Origin of the sequence: Pseudomonas sp. L7, from assembly GCF_046605565.1 — a bacterium.
In the GTDB taxonomy this organism is placed as follows: domain Bacteria; phylum Pseudomonadota; class Gammaproteobacteria; order Pseudomonadales; family Pseudomonadaceae; genus Aquipseudomonas; species Aquipseudomonas wayambapalatensis.
This window is the reverse complement of the sequence record NZ_CP176784.1, coordinates 1,960,513-1,978,264: the sequence shown is the minus strand read 5'-3', so window position 1 is coordinate 1,978,264 and position 17,752 is coordinate 1,960,513. Positions and strand designations below refer to the sequence as shown.

Here is a 17,752-nt window from a genome sequence, read left to right as displayed (position 1 = left end):
TTTCGTTACGACGACAGCACTCAGTAACGGGTGATGTCGGCGCTGGCTTCAAGTTGCTTGCGGAAGGCTGCAAAGTCCTGCTGGCCGGCGCGCGAAGCGAGGTAGCGACGAATCTGCACCTTCTCCTCGTCAGAGGCGGCAGCACCTTCGTTGACACCCTTGAGCTGCAGTACGACCAGGCTGCCGTCACCCAGGACGACGCTGCCGTAGACCGGCTTGTCCTTGGACTCAGGCTTGGCCATGCGGAACGCGGCCTGCAGTTCGGCCGGGTCGATGCCTTCCTGGCTGCGGGTCACCGCCTCCTGCACCTTCCACTTCTGCCCTTCGTAGTCGGCGCCCTTGGCGATCGACCCATCACGCAGGCCGGCAATCAGCTTGTCCGCCTTGGCCTTGAGCTCGGCGGTCGCCTTCTCCTTGGCCAAGTGTTCGCTGATGTTCTTCGACACGGCTTCCAGCGCCAGTTGCTCCGGCTTGCGGTGCTCTTTCACACGCAGTACCACCACGGTTTCAGGGTCCAGCTCCAGGGCAGCGCTGTTGGCGCCTTCGTCCATCACCTCTTCACTGAACGCCGCCTGGATCACCGAACGGTTGGCGGTGATGCCCTCGCCGCCTTCACGGCCGAACGGTGCCGAAGTCTGTACCTTCAAGCCCAGCTCCTGCGCAGGTTGCGCCAGGTCGGAGGCTTCGAAGGCCGAGTCTTCCAGTTGCTTGGTGACTTCGACGAACTTCTGCTCGACCTGCTGGGTTTTCAGCTCGTGGGTCAGCTTGTCCTTCAGGCTGGCGAAGGTCGGCACTTCAGGTGCCTCGACACCCAGCAGCTTGATCAGGTGGTAGCCGTACTCGGTGCGAACCGGTGCCGACACCTGGTCCTTGTTCAACTTGTACAGGGCATCCTCGAAGGCCGGGTCATAGACACCCGGACCTGCAAAGCCGAGGTCACCGCCATTGGCCGCCGAGCCCGGGTCCTGGGAGAACTCCTTGGCCAACTTGGCGAAGTCCTCGCCCTTGGACAGGCGCTGCTGAATTTCTTCGATGCGGGCCTTGGCCTGGGCGTCGTCGGTCTTGCCGTTGACTTCGATCAGGATGTGCGCAGCGCGGCGCTGCTCCGCGAGGTTGGCGATTTCCTTTTCGTACAGCGCCTTGAGCTCGTCTTCGTTGACCGAAACCTGGTCGAAGAACGCAGCCTTCTTCAGCTCGATGTAATCGATGACCACCTGATCAGGGGTCATGAATTCCTTGGCGTGCTGGTCGTAATGGGCCTTGACCTCTTCATCGCTCACCTTGACCGCAGCCGGGTTGGCCTTGAAGGTCAGCGAAGCGAAATCGCGGGTCTGGTTCTCCAGACGGGCGAAGGCGTCGACTTGCTTGTCGGTAACGAAGCTGCTGCCTGCCAGGCCGGTACGCAGCTGGCCGATGAGCATTTCCTGGGCGAGCATTTCACGGAACTGCATGCGACCGTAGCCCATCTGGCGGATGACGGCGTCAAAGCGCTCGGCGCTGAACTTGCCATCGACCTGGAACTCAGGCGTCTGCAGGATCAACTGATCCAGTGCAGCCTCGGAGAAAGCGAACTTGGCGTCTTCGGCGCCCTGCAACAGCAGCTTGCGATCGATCAGCCCCTTGAGCGCGGCTTCACGCAGCATCTTCTCGTCCAGCATCGCCGGATCGAAATCCTTGCCCAACTGTTGCATCAGCTGGCGGCGCTGCATGTCGACGGCCTGGCTCAGCTCGTTCTGGCTGATGGTCTGGCCATTGACCTTGGCGGCATCCTGGCTGTGGCTGGCGGCCTGGAAGATGGCCTCGAACCCGGTCAGTGCCATCAGCACGACGATGAGGCCAATGATGGTCTTGGCAATCCAACCCTGTGAATTGTCCCTGATATTCTGCAGCATGCGTCCCCCAGAAACGGTCGTACCACTGCATCGACAACCGCGGAGAGTGGGTAGAATCCTGATAAAAGAAAGGCGCATCCGAGGATGCGCCTTTTCTTAGCAAACGTGGCAGGCGGGAACGTTTGCGGCCCCCGCCGCTACGTGCTCGGACCTGGCCAGGCCGGGTCCGGCTGAAAGAGACGACTTAGTTGACGGCGTCTTTCAGGCCTTTGCCAGCTTTGAAGCCTGGAACCTTGGCAGCAGCGATCTTGATCGCCTTGCCGGTTTGTGGGTTACGGCCGGTGCGCTCAGCGCGCTCCTTGACGGAGAAGGTACCAAAGCCAACCAGAACGACGTCGTCGCCTGCTTTCAGGGCACCGGTTACGGAGTCAATTACTGCGTCCAGCGCGCGGCCGGCTACAGCTTTCGGGATGTCAGCAGAAGCGGCGATAGCGTCAATCAGTTCCGACTTGTTCACTCTAAGTCCCCTTATTTCTCTATTGAGTTTGTTTCTAAGTATGTAATGAAAAGCTTATGAAACGATCATTGGGTGGCCTGTTGACACTGGCGTGCCGCTTTATAGCAAGGCCCCGAAAAAGCTGTCAACCAAAGGCCCCAATGAGATACGAACTAGTGCGTGCTAATTCTTTCCTTAGCATCGCTGTCGCGCTTCTCTTCTTTCGCGACAATCTCCGGAGCCACATCTGGCAAGGGCTCCGGGGCGTATTGCAGCGCAATTTGCAGGACCTCGTCAATCCATTTAACCGGTTTGATTTGCAGATCCTGTTTTATATTTTCAGGAATCTCCTTCAGGTCACGCACATTTTCCTCGGGAATGATGACTGTCTTGATCCCGCCGCGGTGCGCCGCAAGCAGTTTTTCCTTCAGCCCACCGATGGCAAGCACCTGGCCGCGCAGGGTGATTTCACCGGTCATCGCCACGTCGGCACGCACCGGAATCTGGGTCAGCGCCGAGACCAGTGCAGTGCACATGCCGATACCGGCACTCGGGCCATCCTTGGGCGTAGCGCCCTCAGGCATGTGGATGTGCACGTCGTGCTTCTCGTGGAAATCGGCAGCGATGCCCAGGCTGCGGGCGCGGCTGCGTACCACGGTCTGCGCGGCGGTGATCGATTCGACCATGACATCGCCGAGCGAGCCGGTCTTGATCAACTGCCCCTTGCCCGGAATCACCACCGCCTCGATGGTCAGCAGTTCACCGCCGACCTGGGTCCAGGCAAGGCCTGTGACCTGGCCGATCTGGTCCTGGGTTTCGGCCAGACCATAACGGAACTTGCGCACACCCAGCAGGTGTTCGAGCTGCTCGCCGGTGACCTTGACCTTCACCTGCTTGTTGCCGGCATGCTCCTTGACCACCTTGCGGCAGACCTTGGCAATCTGGCGCTCCAGGCCACGCACACCGGCCTCTCGAGTGTAGTAGCGGATGATGTCGCGGATCGCGGCGACATCGACTTCCAGCTCTTCCTTCTTGAGGCCGTTGGCCTTGACCTGCTTGGGCACCAGGTACTTGACCGCAATGTTGACCTTCTCGTCCTCGGTGTAGCCCGGCAGACGAATGATCTCCATCCGGTCCAGCAACGCTGGCGGGATGTTCATCGAGTTGGAGGTGCACAGGAACATCACGTCCGAGAGGTCGTAGTCGACTTCCAGGTAGTGATCGTTGAAGTTGTGGTTCTGCTCGGGGTCGAGCACTTCCAGCAGTGCCGAGGCGGGATCGCCGCGCATGTCACTGCCCATCTTGTCGATTTCGTCGAGCAGGAACAGCGGGTTGCGCACCCCGACCTTGGTCATCTTCTGGATCAGGCGCCCCGGCATCGAGCCGATGTAGGTACGGCGGTGGCCACGGATCTCGGCCTCGTCACGCACACCGCCCAATGCCATGCGCACGAACTTGCGGTTGGTGGCGGAGGCGATCGACTCGGCCAGCGACGTCTTGCCCACGCCGGGCGGACCGACCAGGCACAGCACGGGGCCGCGGATCTTCTTCACGCGCTTCTGGACTGCGAGGTACTCGAGGATACGCTCCTTCACCTCTTCCAGGCCGTAGTGGTCGGAATCGAGGATCTCCTCGGCCTTGGCCAGGTCCAGACGCACCTTGCTCTGGGCTTTCCAGGGCACCTGCACCAGCCAGTCGAGGTAAGAGCGTACCACCGTGGCCTCGGCGGACATCGGCGACATCTGCTTGAGCTTGTTCAGCTCGGCCTGGGCCTTGGTCAGGGCATCCTTGGGCAGGCCAGCGGCATCGATACGCTTTTTCAGCTCTTCGACTTCGTTGTGGCCTTCATCACCATCACCGAGCTCCTTCTGAATGGCCTTCATCTGCTCATTCAGGTAGTACTCGCGCTGGCTGCGCTCCATCTGCTTCTTGACCCGGCCACGGATGCGTTTCTCGACCTGCAGCAGGTCGATTTCGGCGTCCAGCAGCGCCAGCACGTGCTCGACACGGGCCGGCAGGTCGATGATCTCGAGGATTTCCTGCTTCTGTTCGATCTTCAGCGCCATGTGCGCAGCCATGGTATCGACCAGGCGCCCCGGCTCTTCGATGCTGTTGAGCGAGGACAGCACTTCGGCAGGCACTTTCTTGCCCAGCTGAACGTACTGTTCGAATTGCGACAGCAGGCTGCGCACGAACACTTCGGACTCGCGCTCAGCCGCCTCGACCTCGTCGATCAGGCTGACTTCGGCGCGAACGTGGCCTTCGACCTCGGTGAAGCGCTCGACCGCACCGCGCTGCTCGCCTTCGACCAGCACCTTGACGGTGCCATCAGGCAGCTTGAGCAGTTGCAGGACGGTAGCAATGGTGCCGACGCGATACAGGGCATCTTCGCCCGGATCGTCGTCGGCCGGGTTCTTCTGGGCCAGCAGGAGGATCTGCTTTTCGCCCGTCATCGCGGCCTCTAGGGCTTCGATGGACTTCTCGCGTCCCACGAACAGCGGGATAACCATGTGCGGATAAACGACGACATCGCGCAATGGCAAAAGAGGCAAGTCGAGGGTGGTCTTCATGATTTCGCCTCTACAGCGGCCTTGGGGCCGGAAACCGGTGGAAATAGTGCTTGGAGCTAATGTGGGGGCAGGTCCGCAAAAATACAAGCCGCTGGCGCCAGAAAAGCAGAAAGGGGCCCATGGGCCCCTTTCTGTTTCAACGTGTCAGGCGTGCGACTCAGGCGTCAGGCACGGCCTTGGCTTGCGGCTCGCTGTTCTCGTAGATCAGCAGCGGCTGCGAAGTACCGTCGATAACGCTCTCGTCGATCACCACCTTGCTGACATCCTTCTGCGAAGGAATCTCGTACATGGTGTCGAGCAGCACGCCTTCGAGGATCGAACGCAGGCCACGGGCGCCGGTCTTGCGCTCCAGAGCCTTGCGAGCAACGGCCTTGAGGGCGTCGCTGCGGAACTCGAGGTCCACGCTTTCCATCTCGAACAGCTTGGCGTATTGCTTGGTCAGGGCGTTCTTCGGCTCGGTGAGAATCTGCATCAAGGCAGCTTCGTCCAGCTCGTCGAGCGTGGCCAGAACCGGCAAGCGACCGACGAATTCCGGAATCAGGCCAAACTTGACCAGATCGTCCGGCTCGACTTCGCGCAGCGACTCACCCACCTTCTTGCCTTCCTGCTTGCTGCGCACTTGCGCGCCGAATCCGATACCACCTTTGGTGGAGCGGTTCTGGATGACCTTCTCGAGACCCGAGAATGCGCCACCGCAGATGAACAGGATGTTACGCGTGTCGACCTGCAGGAACTCCTGCTGCGGGTGCTTGCGGCCACCCTGGGGCGGCACGGAGGCCACGGTGCCCTCGATCAGCTTCAGCAATGCCTGCTGCACGCCTTCGCCCGAAACGTCACGGGTGATGGACGGGTTGTCCGACTTGCGCGAGATCTTGTCGATCTCGTCGATGTAGACGATGCCCATCTGGGCCTTTTCCACATCGTAGTCGCACTTCTGCAACAGCTTCTGAATGATGTTCTCGACGTCCTCACCCACATAACCGGCTTCGGTCAGGGTGGTGGCGTCGGCAATGGTGAACGGCACGTTCAACAGGCGCGCAAGGGTTTCGGCGAGCAGGGTCTTGCCCGAGCCGGTAGGCCCGATCAGGAGGATGTTGCTCTTGCCGAGTTCGACCTCGTCGCCCTTCTTGTCACGCTGGTTCAGGCGCTTGTAGTGGTTGTACACCGCTACGGCAAGCACCTTCTTGGCGCGCTCCTGACCAATGACGTACTGGTCCAGGATGCCGCTGATTTCTTTCGGCGAAGGTAGTTTGTGCGCGTTGCTCTCGGCCTGGGCTTCCTGCACCTCCTCTCGGATGATGTCGTTGCACAGGTCGACGCACTCGTCGCAGATAAATACCGAGGGCCCGGCAATCAATTTGCGCACTTCGTGCTGGCTTTTGCCGCAGAAGGAGCAATAGAGCAATTTGCCGTTGTCCTCGCCGTTACGGGTGTCAGTCATTCGATCGATCCAATCCGGTAGGCTTGCAACACAAGATGAAGGCAATTGCGGGCTTTTTCAAGTCCGCAGGCGGGCCCTTTCGGCGCCCGCCCGCTCTGGCGCCTAGGCTCAGGATACCAGTTGCCGCTTGTCGTAGACCGAGTCGACCAGGCCGTACTCGGCCGCGCGCGAGGCGCTCATGAAGTTGTCACGCTCGGTGTCGCGCTTGATGGTCTCGAGGTCCTGGCCGGTGTGGAAGGCCAGCAGCTCGTTCAGGCGCGCCTTGATGCTGAGGATTTCCTGGGCGTGGATCTCGATGTCGGTCGCCTGGCCCTGGAAGCCGCCCAGCGGCTGGTGAATCATCACGCGCGAGTTCGGCAGGCAGTGACGCTTGCCTGCCGCACCAGCGGCCAGCAGGAAGGCGCCCATGCTGCAGGCCTGGCCGATGCAGATCGTGGAGACGTCCGGCTTGATGAACTGCATGGTGTCGTAGATCGACATGCCTGCGGTGACCGAGCCACCCGGCGAGTTGATGTACAGATGGATATCCTTGTCCGGGTTTTCCGCTTCAAGGAACAGCAGCTGCGCCACAACCAGGTTGGCCATGTAGTCCTCTACAGGACCCACCAGGAAGATCACACGCTCCTTCAACAGGCGCGAGTAGATGTCGTAGGCACGTTCGCCACGGGCGGACTGCTCGATAACCATCGGGACCAGACCGCCTGCGGCCTGGATGTCAGAGCTCTGCTGAATATAAGAATTGCGGGACATGTCCTGCACTCACTCCCAAATAGTCATGGCTTTAATAACGCACAAGCCAGCCCGAAGGCTGGCTTGTGGGGTTTCCTACGAGAGTAGCAAATCACTCAGCTTCGGCAGGAGCCTGTGCTGGCTTGACAGCCTCTTCGTACGAGACCGACTTGTCGGTCACAGTCGCTTTCTGCAGGACAGTATCTACAACTTGCTCTTCCAGCACAACCGAACGGACTTCGTTCAGTTGCTGGTCGTTCTTGTAGTACCAGTTGATGACCTGCTCAGGCTCCTGGTAAGCGGAAGCCATTTCCTCGATCATCTCGCGAACCTTGGCGTCGTCCGGCTTCAGTTCGAACTGCTTGACCACCTCGGCGACGATCAGGCCCAGAACCACGCGGCGCTTGGCTTGCTCTTCGAACAGCTCGGCCGGCAGTTGCTCAGGCTTGATGTTGCCACCGAACTGCTGGACAGCCTGCACGCGCAGACGGTTGACTTCGTTTTCCAGCAGGGCTTTCGGCACGTCGACCGGGTTGGCGGCCAGCAGACCGTCCATGACCTGGTTCTTGACCTTGGCCTTGATGGCCTGGCGCAGTTCACGCTCCATGTTCTTGCGAACTTCGGTGCGGAAGCCTTCCAGGGTGGTTTCCTTGATGCCGAACTGGGCGAAGAAGGCTTCGTTCAGCTCTGGCAGCACAGGTGCGGAAACGCTGTTGACGGTGATGGTGAACTCGGCGGCCTTGTTGGCCAGGTCCAGGTTCTGGTAGTCCTCGGGGAAGGTCACGTTGACAACGCGCTCTTCGCCGGCCTTGGCGCCAACCAGGCCATCTTCGAAGCCTGGGATCATGCGGCCGGAACCCAGCACCAGCTGGGTGCCCTTGGCCGAACCACCGGCGAAGGCCTCACCGTCGATCTTGCCGACGAAGTCGATGTTGACCTGGTCGTCTTTCTCGGCGGCACGCTCGACGGCTTCGAAACGCACGTTCTGCTTGCGCAGCACTTCCAGCATGTTGTCCAGGTCGGCGTCAGCGACGTCGGCGCTCAGGCGCTCGACGTTGATCGACTCGAAGCCGGCAACGGTGAATTCAGGGAAGACTTCGAAGATGGCGACGAACTCGAGGTCCTTGCCTTTCTCGAACGACTTGGGCTCCACAGCCGGGGCGCCAGCCGGGTTCAGCTTCTGCTCGACCACAGCTTCATAGAAGGAGGCCTGGACCAGGTCACCGAAGGCTTCCTGGCGGGCAGCGTCTTCGTAACGCTGACGAATAACGCTCATTGGCACCTTGCCTGGACGGAAGCCCGGGACCTTGGCGCGACGGGCAGTCTGTTGCAGACGCTTGTTGACTTCGTTCTCGACGCGCTCGGCCGGAACGGCGATGGTCATGCGGCGCTCGAGAGCGGAAGTGTTTTCAACAGAAACTTGCATGGATATTCCTCGTTGCACAGACGTTAGCCGGCGATAGCCCGACTCCAGAATCAAGGGCGAATATTCTAGTGACTCACGCACCAGAAGTCACCCCACTCGGGACGACGGACAACCACGCCGGTCGATTTCGTTTACAGGCCGGCGCAAAAATGCGTCAGGCCTCGTTACTCAAGGGCTGCGCACCACTTTGGAGGGCGCACGCCGAAAAAACTTGTCAAACAGTTACAGCTGCAGAGCCGGCCCGTTACTGCGGGTCGATTTCATTGAACTGGCAATACTCTTCCCACGACATGCCCAGCGCCTCGGCCACCTCGCGGTGAGTCCCCAGGCGCATGGCCTGCAATTGCTCCGGGCTTTCGGCGATCAACTGCAGAGCCAGTTCCCAGGGCTCGACACCCTGCTCTTGCGCCGCATCCTCGAACGCCCACTCGACTTGCTGAGCCTGCTCGCGCGCGTCAAGCTCGTGGATCTCCTCGAGCAATTGCGGGTTGGCCTCGCGAAATCGCTGCAGCGCCAACGCCTGGCGCGCTTCTTTGGCAATCATCGGTATTTCCCCTGCCGGTCACCGACCGGTGTTTCAACCGGCTGAAATCTATCAGCTTTTATAGCGTTGCCACCAGAGGGCAAGCCCCTCAATCCTTCAGGCCGACAGGCGCACACGCCAGCGGCCGCTGCCGCCAGCTCGACCAGGCCTGCTGCCAGCCCTGCTCATGGGTCACGCCTAGCATGGAAACCAGCTCAAGACAACGTGCCACTCCCAATTGCCGCGCATAAAACGCTGCAACGCCAGCAGGCACCTGACGATCCTCTGCACCCAGCAGATGGCGCTGGGGAATACGCGCCAGACGCTCCCGATACTGCAAAGGTTCGAGCGACCCTTCCAGCGGCGTCAGCTCACGCATTCGCACCCATTCAGCCGGACTCAGATTGCCGGCCAGAGTCTGGACCTGCCACACATCCTCACGCCGCCCCGCCAGCAACAAGGCAAGCGCGCCACCACCGGAGTAGCCCACCAACTCGAAGCCTTGATTGCCATAACGTGCCCTCAGTTGGTCGAGCGCCTGACCAAGACTGTCCAGCACTTCGGGGGAAAACCGCCGCCCCACCCACAGCGTCGGCGTGCAACCGGACGCCTGAACGAACTGGCAAGGCCGCGCTATATATAAGGAAGGTGTCGGATCCTGCATGGCCAGGTCGACCACCAGAGTCTGCCGCGGCGTAGGGTCCAGACTCGGCTGCGAGGGCGTGACCCAGGCATGGCCGTCACCCTCCAGATAAACCCGTAGCACGTTGGCTGCGGGCATCCGCGCGGGCGCCACGACCAGCAGTGGAAAGCTTTCCAGCGCCAGCACCTGTACCTCACGACCGTACTCGGCAGCCCTGTGCTCCAGCGCTTCGCGCGGCGACTGGCATGCTGCGAGCACAAGAGCACCCACAACAGCCAGTACACCCCTTCCCCACATCGAAATCAGACGAAGCTGAGGTTGTGACGCTGGGCACCATATACCACGCGCGCGGCGGTAATCAGCTGGTGAGGGATCTCGACGTAAGGGACGTCGGAGTTGCTCAGCGCCATGTCGAACAATTGCACCAGCACGGAATTGCGGCGCACCAGGATCACATCAGACCAATCGGTGTTGGTCATGGCCACCGGAATGAAGTCCGAACGCTTCATGAAGCTGCCCAACGCCTCCAGCACGCCCAGGTTCTGCTTGGTGCCATTGGCACTGAAGCAGCAGTCGTTGAGCATCATGATGCCGTCCGGGCCGAGCAGCTCCTGGTAGTACATCATGTCGCGCAGGACGTACTCGTACTGGTGGTTGGCATCCACGTAGACGAAATCGAACTGCTCGATGCCGGTCTGCTCGCGGATCTTGTCGATCGCACCGATGGTTTCGGAGCGAATCACCGTGACCTCGGGCATGTCGACGAACTTTGATACACACTCCTGGTACAAGCGGTCCCAGGTCGCATCGTCGTGCAGCGAGCCACCATAGTAGTACTCGTAGTCGTCCACCGGAGAGACCCAAGGCGGCAACTGATCGAATGGACTGTAAGCCTTGTTCGCCTCCTTGCTCCAACTGTCGGCCAGCACCATGCGCTCTGGCGTCAGTGCTGCGCGCAGCTTGAGGGCGTTCTCGCCACGCAGCACACCGAGCTCGGCAACCACCGGGCGTTTTTCCAGCGCATTGAAAACCGCGCCAACCACGTAATACAGACTATCCCTATGCGTGCTGCAGACTTTCATGTTCGTTCCTTTTATTCGCGGAATCGCATCAACGCCAAACGCCAAGCAAGAATCCGACCAGCCGCCAACACCGAGGCCCAACCCGCATTAACACTGGACTGGGAGGTGATGCCGAATGATGAACACAAAAAATCCCGCCAGCGAAATGACACGGATGCGCCAGAATTCCGCTGCCCTGGGAATTTGCTGCAGACATGAAAAATGCCGCACAAGGCGGCATTTTCAGGAGATTTTCATGCGTTTGACCGACTGACGCGCAGCCTCGGCGTGACCATGAAAGGTCGTCGCATCGCCATTCGAGTGCGGCCATGACCAACTACCAGAAAGCCATCACCCTCGACCTCAGCCAGATCGGCGAGTCGGCTCAGGCCAAGATCAAGCACAAGCTGGCCTTCAAGGCGCCGACCAAGCGCGGCGACCGCAGCGAGAACACCAGCCTTGACACGCCGATGCACGTCAACGCCGATGGCAAGCTCTCCCTGTTCCCCGAAAAGCACGCCAACTCTTTACTTGCGATGAAGCGCCGGTGCACCCGCGCTCCTGATCCCCTATCCCACCCCGCAACCCCAGCGATCGACAAGGAAAGAACGCATGACCATCAGCAAAGAAGCCCTGCAGTACATCGGTGACCTGGCCCTGGCTGGCGCTGGCAAGAGCCTCGCAACCAATACCCCGGTCGCCCTGGCACCGGACAGTTCCACCCTCATCGACCTGGAGAAGTACCAAGCCGGTCGCAGCCGCTTCCGTGGCACCTACACCACCCGCTCCCTGGCCGACTTCGGCGCCTATGTTGTCGAGCGCGCAGCGCCGGACGCCCGCGGCTTCATCGAGCAAGACGCCATGCGCTGCGTTGTGCTGTTCAACATCGGCACACCGGCAACCCCTGGCCATGCCGACGACCGCGCGGTACTCGCTCTGAAGGCGACCGCAGCCTACAGAGCGCTCCAGATGGTGACCGACACCAACCTCAGCCAGGAGCAGCTCAGCAACTGGATCGAGGACTGGAGCCAACACCTGGCCGCAGTGAGCGATGAAGGCGAAAACATGTCGCTGGCCAAGGCCATCGCAGCGGTGCGCACCATCACCGTCAAGGCGCGCTCGGAAAGCGATCACTCGGCCTCAGAGACCAGCGCCAGCCGCAGCGCCTTCGACGCGATCGAGGCCAGCAGCAAGGAAACCCTGCCGGCCTGGCTGCTGGTTCAGCTCACCCCGTATGAAGGCCTGAGCACCCACGAAATCAAGCTGCGCGTCTCGGTGATCACCGGCGGGTCGGCACCGGTGCTGAAACTGCGCTGGGTCGGCGAGGAAACACAGCGAGAGGCGATCGCCCAGGAGTTCAAGGACTACCTGGCAAAGAGCATCCAGGCCTCGGCCAAGCTGGCTCTGGGCACCTTCGACGCGAAGTAATGCAATCAGAGGCCCTGCTCAGCGGGGCCTCGATCCATCCCGCCCCCCCCTAATTCTCAGAATCATGCCGCCCAGGCGAGGACCGCCCGTGTCTGCGTTTCAGAAAAAGAACCCGCTCCACTTCAAAACCCAGTACGGCCTTGGCTTCGATCCGCAAGACGACCAAATCGTGGTCGACTTCTTCTGCGGTGGCGGCGGCGCCGGCACCCGTTACCAGGCCGCTCGCCAGTTCGAAATCCTGGCCACCATTCAACTGCATAACCGGGAAGCGGCGTACTGATGCTCATGCAGGTGCGGATGGTTCAGTCCTTGCCTAGCCGGGACTTGATCTCCTTTAGCGCGGTGGCAACGTCATCAACTGCAAAGCGGATGTCTTCGCCTCGTATCCAAACACCATCAATTTTTCCACCGTCCGGCGGGGATCGAAGATGTCATCAGCCCTTTGAAAATTGCCTTTGAAGTTGCCGAGCCAATCTGAGCATGAGCACCTACAAGCTCGTATGCCCCCACTGCGGTGGCAAGATGCGCATCCGCACCAGCGAAGGCACCCACGTTTTCCTGCGCATTGCCTACCTGCAGCGCGTGAACGAGGCCTGCGGCTGGTCTGTACGGGCCGAACTCACAATGACGCACGAGATGAGTCCCAGCGGCATGCCGAACCCCGCAGTGCAACTACCCGTCGCGCCTGTAGCCATGCGCCGCCAGGCCATGAAGTGCGACACCGATCAACCCGATCTGCTCGACCAACTGGATGAGGCCGTCACCGCATGAACGTCACAGCCCTGCACAGCAACCCCGAAACTGACTATCGCGCGGCGATGCAGCAAGCGGCGGTGGCCTTCCTGTTGCGCCACCGCGGCGAACATCTGACCGGTGATGACCAGGTGCTCAACAACTGCACCCGTTACCTGCCCCAGTCGCTGGAGGTACCGTCCAGCTCGTGCCGCGCATTGCTGAACTGGCGGTCGCTGAATTCGAAGGGCTGACCACCAAGCGGCTGGCCATTCTCGGCGTCCATCCCGGCAGTGGCCTGTTCCGGCCAGTGCTCTGGATGCTCGACACGCACCAACGAAAAAAGGCAGCCTGAATGGCTGCCTTTTTTGTGCCGCTGTTCCCAGTTTGTTCCCAGCGCGCTCCCGAAAAGAGGGCGCGACATGGTGAAACCCTTTAAAAACAGTAGCTTAGATGGTGCGGACGAAGAGACTCGAACTCTTACAGCTTGCGCCGCTGGAACCTAAATCCAGTGTGTCTACCAATTTCACCACGTCCGCGTGATGCACTTAAAACAAAGGCGCCTGATTATACAATCAAGGCGCCTTTGAAGAATATGGGGTGGACGATGGGAATCGAACCCACGACAACTGGAATCACAATCCAGCGCTCTACCAACTGAGCTACGCCCACCATATTGCGGTGTTACGTTACCTACTTGCTTGCCTAAGCTGCCTTATGGCGCACCCGGCAGGACTCGAACCTGCGACCATCCGCTTAGAAGGCGGATGCTCTATCCAGCTGAGCTACGGGCGCATATTCAATCTGCTTTTCGTTACGATTGCAAATCAATTTTCAGCCTTACCGAACGAGCTAGCAAATCCACTCATTCTGCCTGACTTTGCTAACCAGTGCTAGGTTGTGCCCGACAAGTGCGACGAATGTTATAGACGAGCCGAAAGGTCGTCAACACTTTTTTCAAAAAAATTTAAATTATTTAAGGGGTTAGGGGATTTGCCCGACCACGCGCCTTTGCCCTCGGCCCGGCTCGTGCGAGAATGCGCCCTCTTTATTGTTCCCTTCTCGATGGTTAATCACGCGTCTATGACTGCACACCTTATAGATGGCAAGGCGATCGCCGCCAACCTGCGCAAGCAGATCGCCCAACGTGTCGCCGAGCGCCGCCAGCAAGGCCTGCGCACGCCAGGCCTGGCGGTGATCCTGGTCGGCACCGACCCGGCCTCCCAAGTCTACGTTTCGCACAAGCGCAAGGACTGTGAGGAAGTCGGCTTCATCTCCCAGGCGTTCGACCTGCCCAGCGACACCACGCAGCAAGCCCTGACCGATCTGATCGACCGTCTCAACGACGACCCGGCCGTCGATGGCATCCTGCTGCAATTGCCGCTGCCAGCGCATCTGGACGCTTCGCTGCTGCTCGAGCGCATTCGTCCGGACAAGGACGTCGATGGTTTCCACCCCTACAACATCGGTCGCCTGGCCCAGCGTATCCCGCTGCTGCGCCCATGCACCCCGAAGGGCATCGTCACCCTGCTGGAAAGCACCGGGCAAGACCTGTACGGCATGAACGCCGTTATCGTCGGCGCCTCCAACATCGTCGGTCGCCCGATGGCCATGGAACTGCTGCTGGCCGGCTGTACCGTCACCGTCTGCCATCGCTTCACCAAGGACCTGGCCGGCCACGTTGGTCGCGCCGACCTGCTGGTGGTAGCGGCCGGCAAGCCGGGGCTGGTCAAGGGCGAGTGGGTCAAGGAAGGCGCCATCGTCATCGACGTGGGCATCAACCGCCAGGACGACGGCAAGCTGGTGGGCGATGTGGTCTACGAGACCGCCCTGCCCCGCGCCGGCTGGATCACGCCGGTTCCAGGTGGCGTCGGGCCCATGACCCGAGCGTGCCTGCTGGAGAACACCTTGTACGCGGCTGAAGAGCTGCACAAGTAAGCATTCTCGGCGCGCAGCAATGAAAACGGCACCCCAAGGGTGCCGTTTTCATTAAGCGGTTCGGCAACTGATCACTTGCGCGCCTCCTCCCACGACTTGAGCAGCTCGTTGTAGCTGACCGTCTCGCCCTTCGGCTTCTCGTTGGCCAGCTTGGGTTTCGGCGCGCCCGGCTGGTCGAACCAGTACTGCGCATCACGCTCTGGGTTGAGCTTGGGTGCACAGGTGGCCTGGGCGTTGGAACGCTGCAACCGCTCCATCATGCGGTCCTGGTCACGGGCCAGGCCGTCGAGGGCTTCCTGCGGGGTCTTCTCGCCACTTGCCACCTCGGCGATATGACTCCACCACAGCTGCGCCAGGCGCGGGTAGTCAGGCACGTTGGTGCCGGTCGGGGTCCACTGCACCCGGGCCGGGCTGCGATAGAACTCCACCAGCCCACCCAGCTTGGGCGCCATCTCGGTCATGGCCTGGGAGTTGATGTCCGACTCGCGGATCGGCGTAAGACCGACAATGGTCTTCTTCAACGACACGGTTTTCGAGGTCACGAACTGTGCGTACAGCCATGCCGCGAGGCGTTGCTTTTCGGGGGTGGACTTGAAGAAGGTCCAGGAACCGGTGTCCTGGTAACCCAGTTTCATGCCCTCTTCCCAATACGGCCCTTTCGGCGACGGCGCCATGCGCCACTTCGGCGTGCCATCGGCGTTGACCACTGGCAGCCCGGGCTTGACCATATCGGCGGTGAAGGCGGTGTACCAGAAGATCTGCTGAGCGATATTGCCCTGGGCCGGCACCGGGCCGGACTCGGAGAAGGTCATGCCCTGCGCTTCCTTCGGCGCATAGGCGCGCAGCCAGTCCACGTACTTCTGAGTCGCGAACACCGCTGCCGGGCCGTTGGTGTCGCCACCACGGGTGACGCTGGAGCCAACCGGGTGGCAGTCCTCAACGCGAATGCCCCACTCGTCCACCGGCAAGCCATTGGGCAGGCCTTTGTCGCCGCCACCTGCCATGGAGAACCAGGCATCGGTGAAACGCCAGCCGAGCGAAGGGTCTTTCTTGCCATAGTCCATATGGCCGTAGACACGCTTGCCATCGATCTCCTTGACGTCTTCGGTGAAGAACTTGGCAATGTCTTCATAGGCCGACCAGTTCACTGGCACACCCAGCTCGTAGCCGTACTTTTCCTTGAACTTGGCCTTCAGATCAGGGCGCTCGAACCAGTCGGCGCGGAACCAATAAAGGTTGGCGAACTGCTGGTCAGGCAACTGGTAGACCTTGCCGTCTGGCGCGGTGGTGAAGGAAATACCGATAAAGTCTTTCAGGTCGAGCGTAGGCGAGGTGTAGTCCTTGCCTTCGTTGGCCATCAGGTCAGTGATCGACTGCACCTTGCCATAGCGAAAGTGCGTGCCGATCAGGTCGGAATCGTTGACCCAGCCGTCGTAGATGTTCTTGTCCGACTGCATCTGCGTCTGCAGCTTCTCCACCACATCGCCTTCCTGCAACAGGTCGTGGGTGAGCTGGATGCCTGTGATCTCGCTGAATGCCTTGGCCAGTACCTTGGACTCATACTCATGAGTGGTGAGGGTTTCCGACACCACGTTGATCTTCATCCCACGAAACGGCTCGGCGGCCTTGATGAACCACTTGAGTTCCGCTATCTGCTGCTCGGCACTCAGGGTGGAAGGCTTGAACTCGCTGCCGATCCATTTTTTCGCCGCGTCCTCGTACTGATCGGCGCACGCCGTGCCCTGCAGGCCGCCAAGCAGCAGCGCCGCGGCCAGAGTCAAATGTCGCCGCTTGTTGTCGTTATCGAACATTGTAATCTCCCGATTGAAATGATACGCCGCCCCGGGCTAACCCCAGCGCAGCACCACCACGAGCCAGGCCAGCGACAGCAGCGAGGCCACCCACAGCGGCCAGTCGCTGGCGCCGATCACCGCAAGGTGCAGGTAGGCACTGGCCAGCAGGCCGATGAACAACCGGTCGCCACGACTGGTGACGAGCGGCAGAAAACCGCGCCGCTCCACACAGGGGCGACGCAGCTCGAACACAGTCATGCACGACAGCAGCACGCCGACGGCGACAAAGAACAGCGCCGTGGGCAAGGTCCAGGCCATCCACTCCATCCTTGCGCCCTCCTATACCCGGCCCAGGGCAAAGCCCTTGGCCACATGGTTGCGGACAAACCAGATCACCAGCATGCCAGGCAGGATGGTCAGCACCCCGGCGGCCGCCAGCACTCCCCAGTCGATACCCGAGGCCGACACGGTGCGGGTCATCACCGCCGCAATCGGCTTGGCGCTCACCGAGGTCAAGGTTCGCGCCAGCAGCAGCTCGACCCACGAGAACATGAAGCAGAAGAAGGCTGTCACGCCGATCCCGGAGCCGATCAGCGGCACGAAGATCTTCACGAAGAAACGCGGGAAGCTGTAACCATCGATGTAGGCGGTTTCGTCGATCTCTTTTGGCACCCCCGACATGAACCCCTCCAGGATCCACACCGCCAGCGGCACGTTGAACAAGCAGTGGGCCAGGGCCACGGCAATGTGCGTGTCGAACAGGCCGATGGACGAATACAGTTGGAAGAACGGCAGCAGGAACACCGCCGGTGGCGCCATGCGGTTGGTCAGCAGCCAGAAGAACAGGTGGCGATCACCGAGAAAACGATAACGCGAGAACGCATACGCCGCCGGCAAGGCCACCGCCAGAGAGATCACCGTGTTCAGGCACACGTAGTACAACGAGTTGAGGTAGCCGCTGTACCAGCTCGGGTCGGTGAAAATGACCCGATAGTTGTCGAAGGTGAACGCCTGCGGCCACAGGGTCAGCCCGCCAAGGATCTCGGTATTGCTCTTGAACGACATGTTCAACAGCCAGTAGATCGGCACCAGCAGGAAGAAGAAGTACAGCAGCAAAGGCACCGCTTTGCGCAAGGTCAT

At 60.6% G+C, this 17,752-nt stretch carries 17 protein-coding genes, 3 tRNA genes and 1 pseudogene; 6 read left to right on the top strand and 15 right to left on the bottom strand.

Annotation, left to right across the window (positions count from 1 at the left end; genetic code table 11):
* Positions 1-20: 20 nt before the first annotated feature.
* From ACK3BK_RS09230 to ACK3BK_RS09190, 9 genes are all read right to left on the bottom strand, one after another.
* Positions 21-1,892 carry a SurA N-terminal domain-containing protein gene (locus tag ACK3BK_RS09230; protein WP_411384150.1) on the bottom strand — a complete coding sequence of 624 codons (1,872 nt, stop codon included), beginning with the start codon at positions 1,890-1,892 and terminating at the stop codon, positions 21-23.
* Positions 1,893-2,076: 184 nt separating this feature from the next.
* Positions 2,077-2,349, bottom strand: coding sequence for a nucleoid-associated protein HU-beta (hupB, locus tag ACK3BK_RS09225; protein ID WP_054892387.1), 273 nt, complete (start codon positions 2,347-2,349; stop codon positions 2,077-2,079).
* Positions 2,350-2,501: 152 nt separating this feature from the next.
* Positions 2,502-4,898, bottom strand: coding sequence for an endopeptidase La (gene lon / locus ACK3BK_RS09220; RefSeq protein ID WP_411384149.1), 2,397 nt, complete (start codon positions 4,896-4,898; stop codon positions 2,502-2,504).
* Positions 4,899-5,055: 157 nt separating this feature from the next.
* The gene (clpX, locus tag ACK3BK_RS09215) at positions 5,056-6,339 is read right to left on the bottom strand and encodes an ATP-dependent Clp protease ATP-binding subunit ClpX (RefSeq protein WP_186669587.1); all 1,284 of its coding nucleotides are present in this window, start codon (positions 6,337-6,339) and stop codon (positions 5,056-5,058) included.
* 108 nt (positions 6,340-6,447) lie between these two features.
* Complete coding sequence (gene clpP / locus ACK3BK_RS09210; protein WP_029613529.1) at positions 6,448-7,089, bottom strand: ATP-dependent Clp endopeptidase proteolytic subunit ClpP; 642 nt, start codon at positions 7,087-7,089, stop codon at positions 6,448-6,450.
* Positions 7,090-7,180: 91 nt separating this feature from the next.
* Positions 7,181-8,494, bottom strand: coding sequence for a trigger factor (gene tig / locus ACK3BK_RS09205; protein ID WP_186669588.1), 1,314 nt, complete (start codon positions 8,492-8,494; stop codon positions 7,181-7,183).
* 244 nt (positions 8,495-8,738) lie between these two features.
* Positions 8,739-9,038: a DUF6388 family protein gene (locus tag ACK3BK_RS09200; protein ID WP_411384148.1), complete on the bottom strand. Its 300-nt coding sequence runs from the start codon at positions 9,036-9,038 to the stop codon at positions 8,739-8,741.
* An 88-nt stretch (positions 9,039-9,126) separates the two neighbouring features.
* Positions 9,127-9,918 carry an alpha/beta hydrolase gene (locus tag ACK3BK_RS09195; RefSeq protein WP_411384147.1) on the bottom strand — a complete coding sequence of 264 codons (792 nt, stop codon included), beginning with the start codon at positions 9,916-9,918 and terminating at the stop codon, positions 9,127-9,129.
* Positions 9,919-9,962: 44 nt separating this feature from the next.
* Positions 9,963-10,742, bottom strand: a complete 780-nt coding sequence (locus ACK3BK_RS09190; protein WP_186669594.1) for a class I SAM-dependent methyltransferase — start codon at positions 10,740-10,742, stop codon at positions 9,963-9,965.
* Positions 10,743-11,071: 329 nt separating this feature from the next.
* On the opposite strand from ACK3BK_RS09190, the pseudogene ACK3BK_RS09185 reads away from it, so the two are divergent.
* The 5 genes and pseudogenes from ACK3BK_RS09185 to ACK3BK_RS09165 all read left to right on the top strand — a co-directional run.
* Positions 11,072-11,286: pseudogene (locus ACK3BK_RS09185) on the top strand (hypothetical protein); the annotation flags it as partial.
* Positions 11,287-11,333: 47 nt separating this feature from the next.
* A complete protein-coding gene (locus tag ACK3BK_RS09180; RefSeq protein WP_411384146.1) occupies positions 11,334-12,149 on the top strand; it encodes a DUF2303 family protein in 816 nt (271 codons plus the stop codon).
* Positions 12,150-12,237: 88 nt separating this feature from the next.
* The gene (locus ACK3BK_RS09175; protein ID WP_411384520.1) at positions 12,238-12,429 is read left to right on the top strand and encodes a hypothetical protein; all 192 of its coding nucleotides are present in this window, start codon (positions 12,238-12,240) and stop codon (positions 12,427-12,429) included.
* 200 nt (positions 12,430-12,629) lie between these two features.
* Positions 12,630-12,920, top strand: a complete 291-nt coding sequence (locus ACK3BK_RS09170) for an ogr/Delta-like zinc finger family protein (RefSeq protein WP_411384145.1) — start codon at positions 12,630-12,632, stop codon at positions 12,918-12,920.
* Positions 12,917-13,135, top strand: a complete 219-nt coding sequence (locus ACK3BK_RS09165) for a hypothetical protein (RefSeq protein WP_411384144.1) — start codon at positions 12,917-12,919, stop codon at positions 13,133-13,135. The genes ACK3BK_RS09170 and ACK3BK_RS09165 overlap by 4 nt, the downstream gene beginning before the upstream one ends.
* Before the next feature lie 200 nt (positions 13,136-13,335).
* On the opposite strand, the gene ACK3BK_RS09160 is transcribed toward ACK3BK_RS09165, so the two are convergent.
* From ACK3BK_RS09160 to ACK3BK_RS09150, 3 genes are all read right to left on the bottom strand, one after another.
* Positions 13,336-13,420: transfer RNA gene (locus ACK3BK_RS09160), tRNA-Leu, on the bottom strand.
* A 57-nt stretch (positions 13,421-13,477) separates the two neighbouring features.
* Positions 13,478-13,553 (bottom strand) — tRNA-His (locus ACK3BK_RS09155).
* Positions 13,554-13,599: 46 nt separating this feature from the next.
* A tRNA-Arg gene (locus ACK3BK_RS09150) sits at positions 13,600-13,676 on the bottom strand.
* 288 nt (positions 13,677-13,964) lie between these two features.
* On the opposite strand from ACK3BK_RS09150, the gene folD reads away from it, so the two are divergent.
* A complete protein-coding gene (gene folD / locus ACK3BK_RS09145; protein ID WP_186669596.1) occupies positions 13,965-14,819 on the top strand; it encodes a bifunctional methylenetetrahydrofolate dehydrogenase/methenyltetrahydrofolate cyclohydrolase FolD in 855 nt (284 codons plus the stop codon).
* Positions 14,820-14,890: 71 nt separating this feature from the next.
* Here the strand turns inward: folD and ACK3BK_RS09140 are convergent, their stop codons facing one another.
* From ACK3BK_RS09140 to ACK3BK_RS09130, 3 genes are read right to left on the bottom strand one after another with little or no spacing between them, the layout of a single operon-like run.
* Complete coding sequence (locus tag ACK3BK_RS09140) at positions 14,891-16,630, bottom strand: ABC transporter substrate-binding protein (protein ID WP_411384143.1); 1,740 nt, start codon at positions 16,628-16,630, stop codon at positions 14,891-14,893.
* 36 nt (positions 16,631-16,666) lie between these two features.
* Positions 16,667-16,939: a DUF2160 domain-containing protein gene (locus ACK3BK_RS09135; RefSeq protein WP_054892396.1), complete on the bottom strand. Its 273-nt coding sequence runs from the start codon at positions 16,937-16,939 to the stop codon at positions 16,667-16,669.
* Between the two features lie 12 nt (positions 16,940-16,951).
* Positions 16,952-17,752, bottom strand: a complete 801-nt coding sequence (locus tag ACK3BK_RS09130) for a carbohydrate ABC transporter permease (RefSeq protein ID WP_186710442.1) — start codon at positions 17,750-17,752, stop codon at positions 16,952-16,954.

Bases quoted from the DNA above. Each gene is read 5' to 3' on its own strand.
- ACK3BK_RS09230 (WP_411384150.1), bottom strand. From the start codon at position 1,892: ATGCTGCAGAATATCAGGGACAATTCACAGGGTTGGATTGCCAAGACC.
- lon (WP_411384149.1), bottom strand. From the start codon at position 4,898: ATGAAGACCACCCTCGACTTGCCTCTTTTGCCATTGCGCGATGTCGTC.
- clpX (WP_186669587.1), bottom strand. From the start codon at position 6,339: ATGACTGACACCCGTAACGGCGAGGACAACGGCAAATTGCTCTATTGC.
- clpP (WP_029613529.1), bottom strand. From the start codon at position 7,089: ATGTCCCGCAATTCTTATATTCAGCAGAGCTCTGACATCCAGGCCGCA.
- tig (WP_186669588.1), bottom strand. From the start codon at position 8,494: ATGCAAGTTTCTGTTGAAAACACTTCCGCTCTCGAGCGCCGCATGACC.
- ACK3BK_RS09200 (WP_411384148.1), bottom strand. From the start codon at position 9,038: ATGATTGCCAAAGAAGCGCGCCAGGCGTTGGCGCTGCAGCGATTTCGC.
- ACK3BK_RS09190 (WP_186669594.1), bottom strand. From the start codon at position 10,742: ATGAAAGTCTGCAGCACGCATAGGGATAGTCTGTATTACGTGGTTGGC.
- ACK3BK_RS09180 (WP_411384146.1), top strand. From the start codon at position 11,334: ATGACCATCAGCAAAGAAGCCCTGCAGTACATCGGTGACCTGGCCCTG.
- ACK3BK_RS09170 (WP_411384145.1), top strand. From the start codon at position 12,630: ATGAGCACCTACAAGCTCGTATGCCCCCACTGCGGTGGCAAGATGCGC.
- ACK3BK_RS09165 (WP_411384144.1), top strand. From the start codon at position 12,917: ATGAACGTCACAGCCCTGCACAGCAACCCCGAAACTGACTATCGCGCG.
- folD (WP_186669596.1), top strand. From the start codon at position 13,965: ATGACTGCACACCTTATAGATGGCAAGGCGATCGCCGCCAACCTGCGC.
- ACK3BK_RS09140 (WP_411384143.1), bottom strand. From the start codon at position 16,630: ATGTTCGATAACGACAACAAGCGGCGACATTTGACTCTGGCCGCGGCG.
- ACK3BK_RS09135 (WP_054892396.1), bottom strand. From the start codon at position 16,939: ATGGAGTGGATGGCCTGGACCTTGCCCACGGCGCTGTTCTTTGTCGCC.
- ACK3BK_RS09130 (WP_186710442.1), bottom strand. From the start codon at position 17,752: ATGACCTTGCGCAAAGCGGTGCCTTTGCTGCTGTACTTCTTCTTCCTG.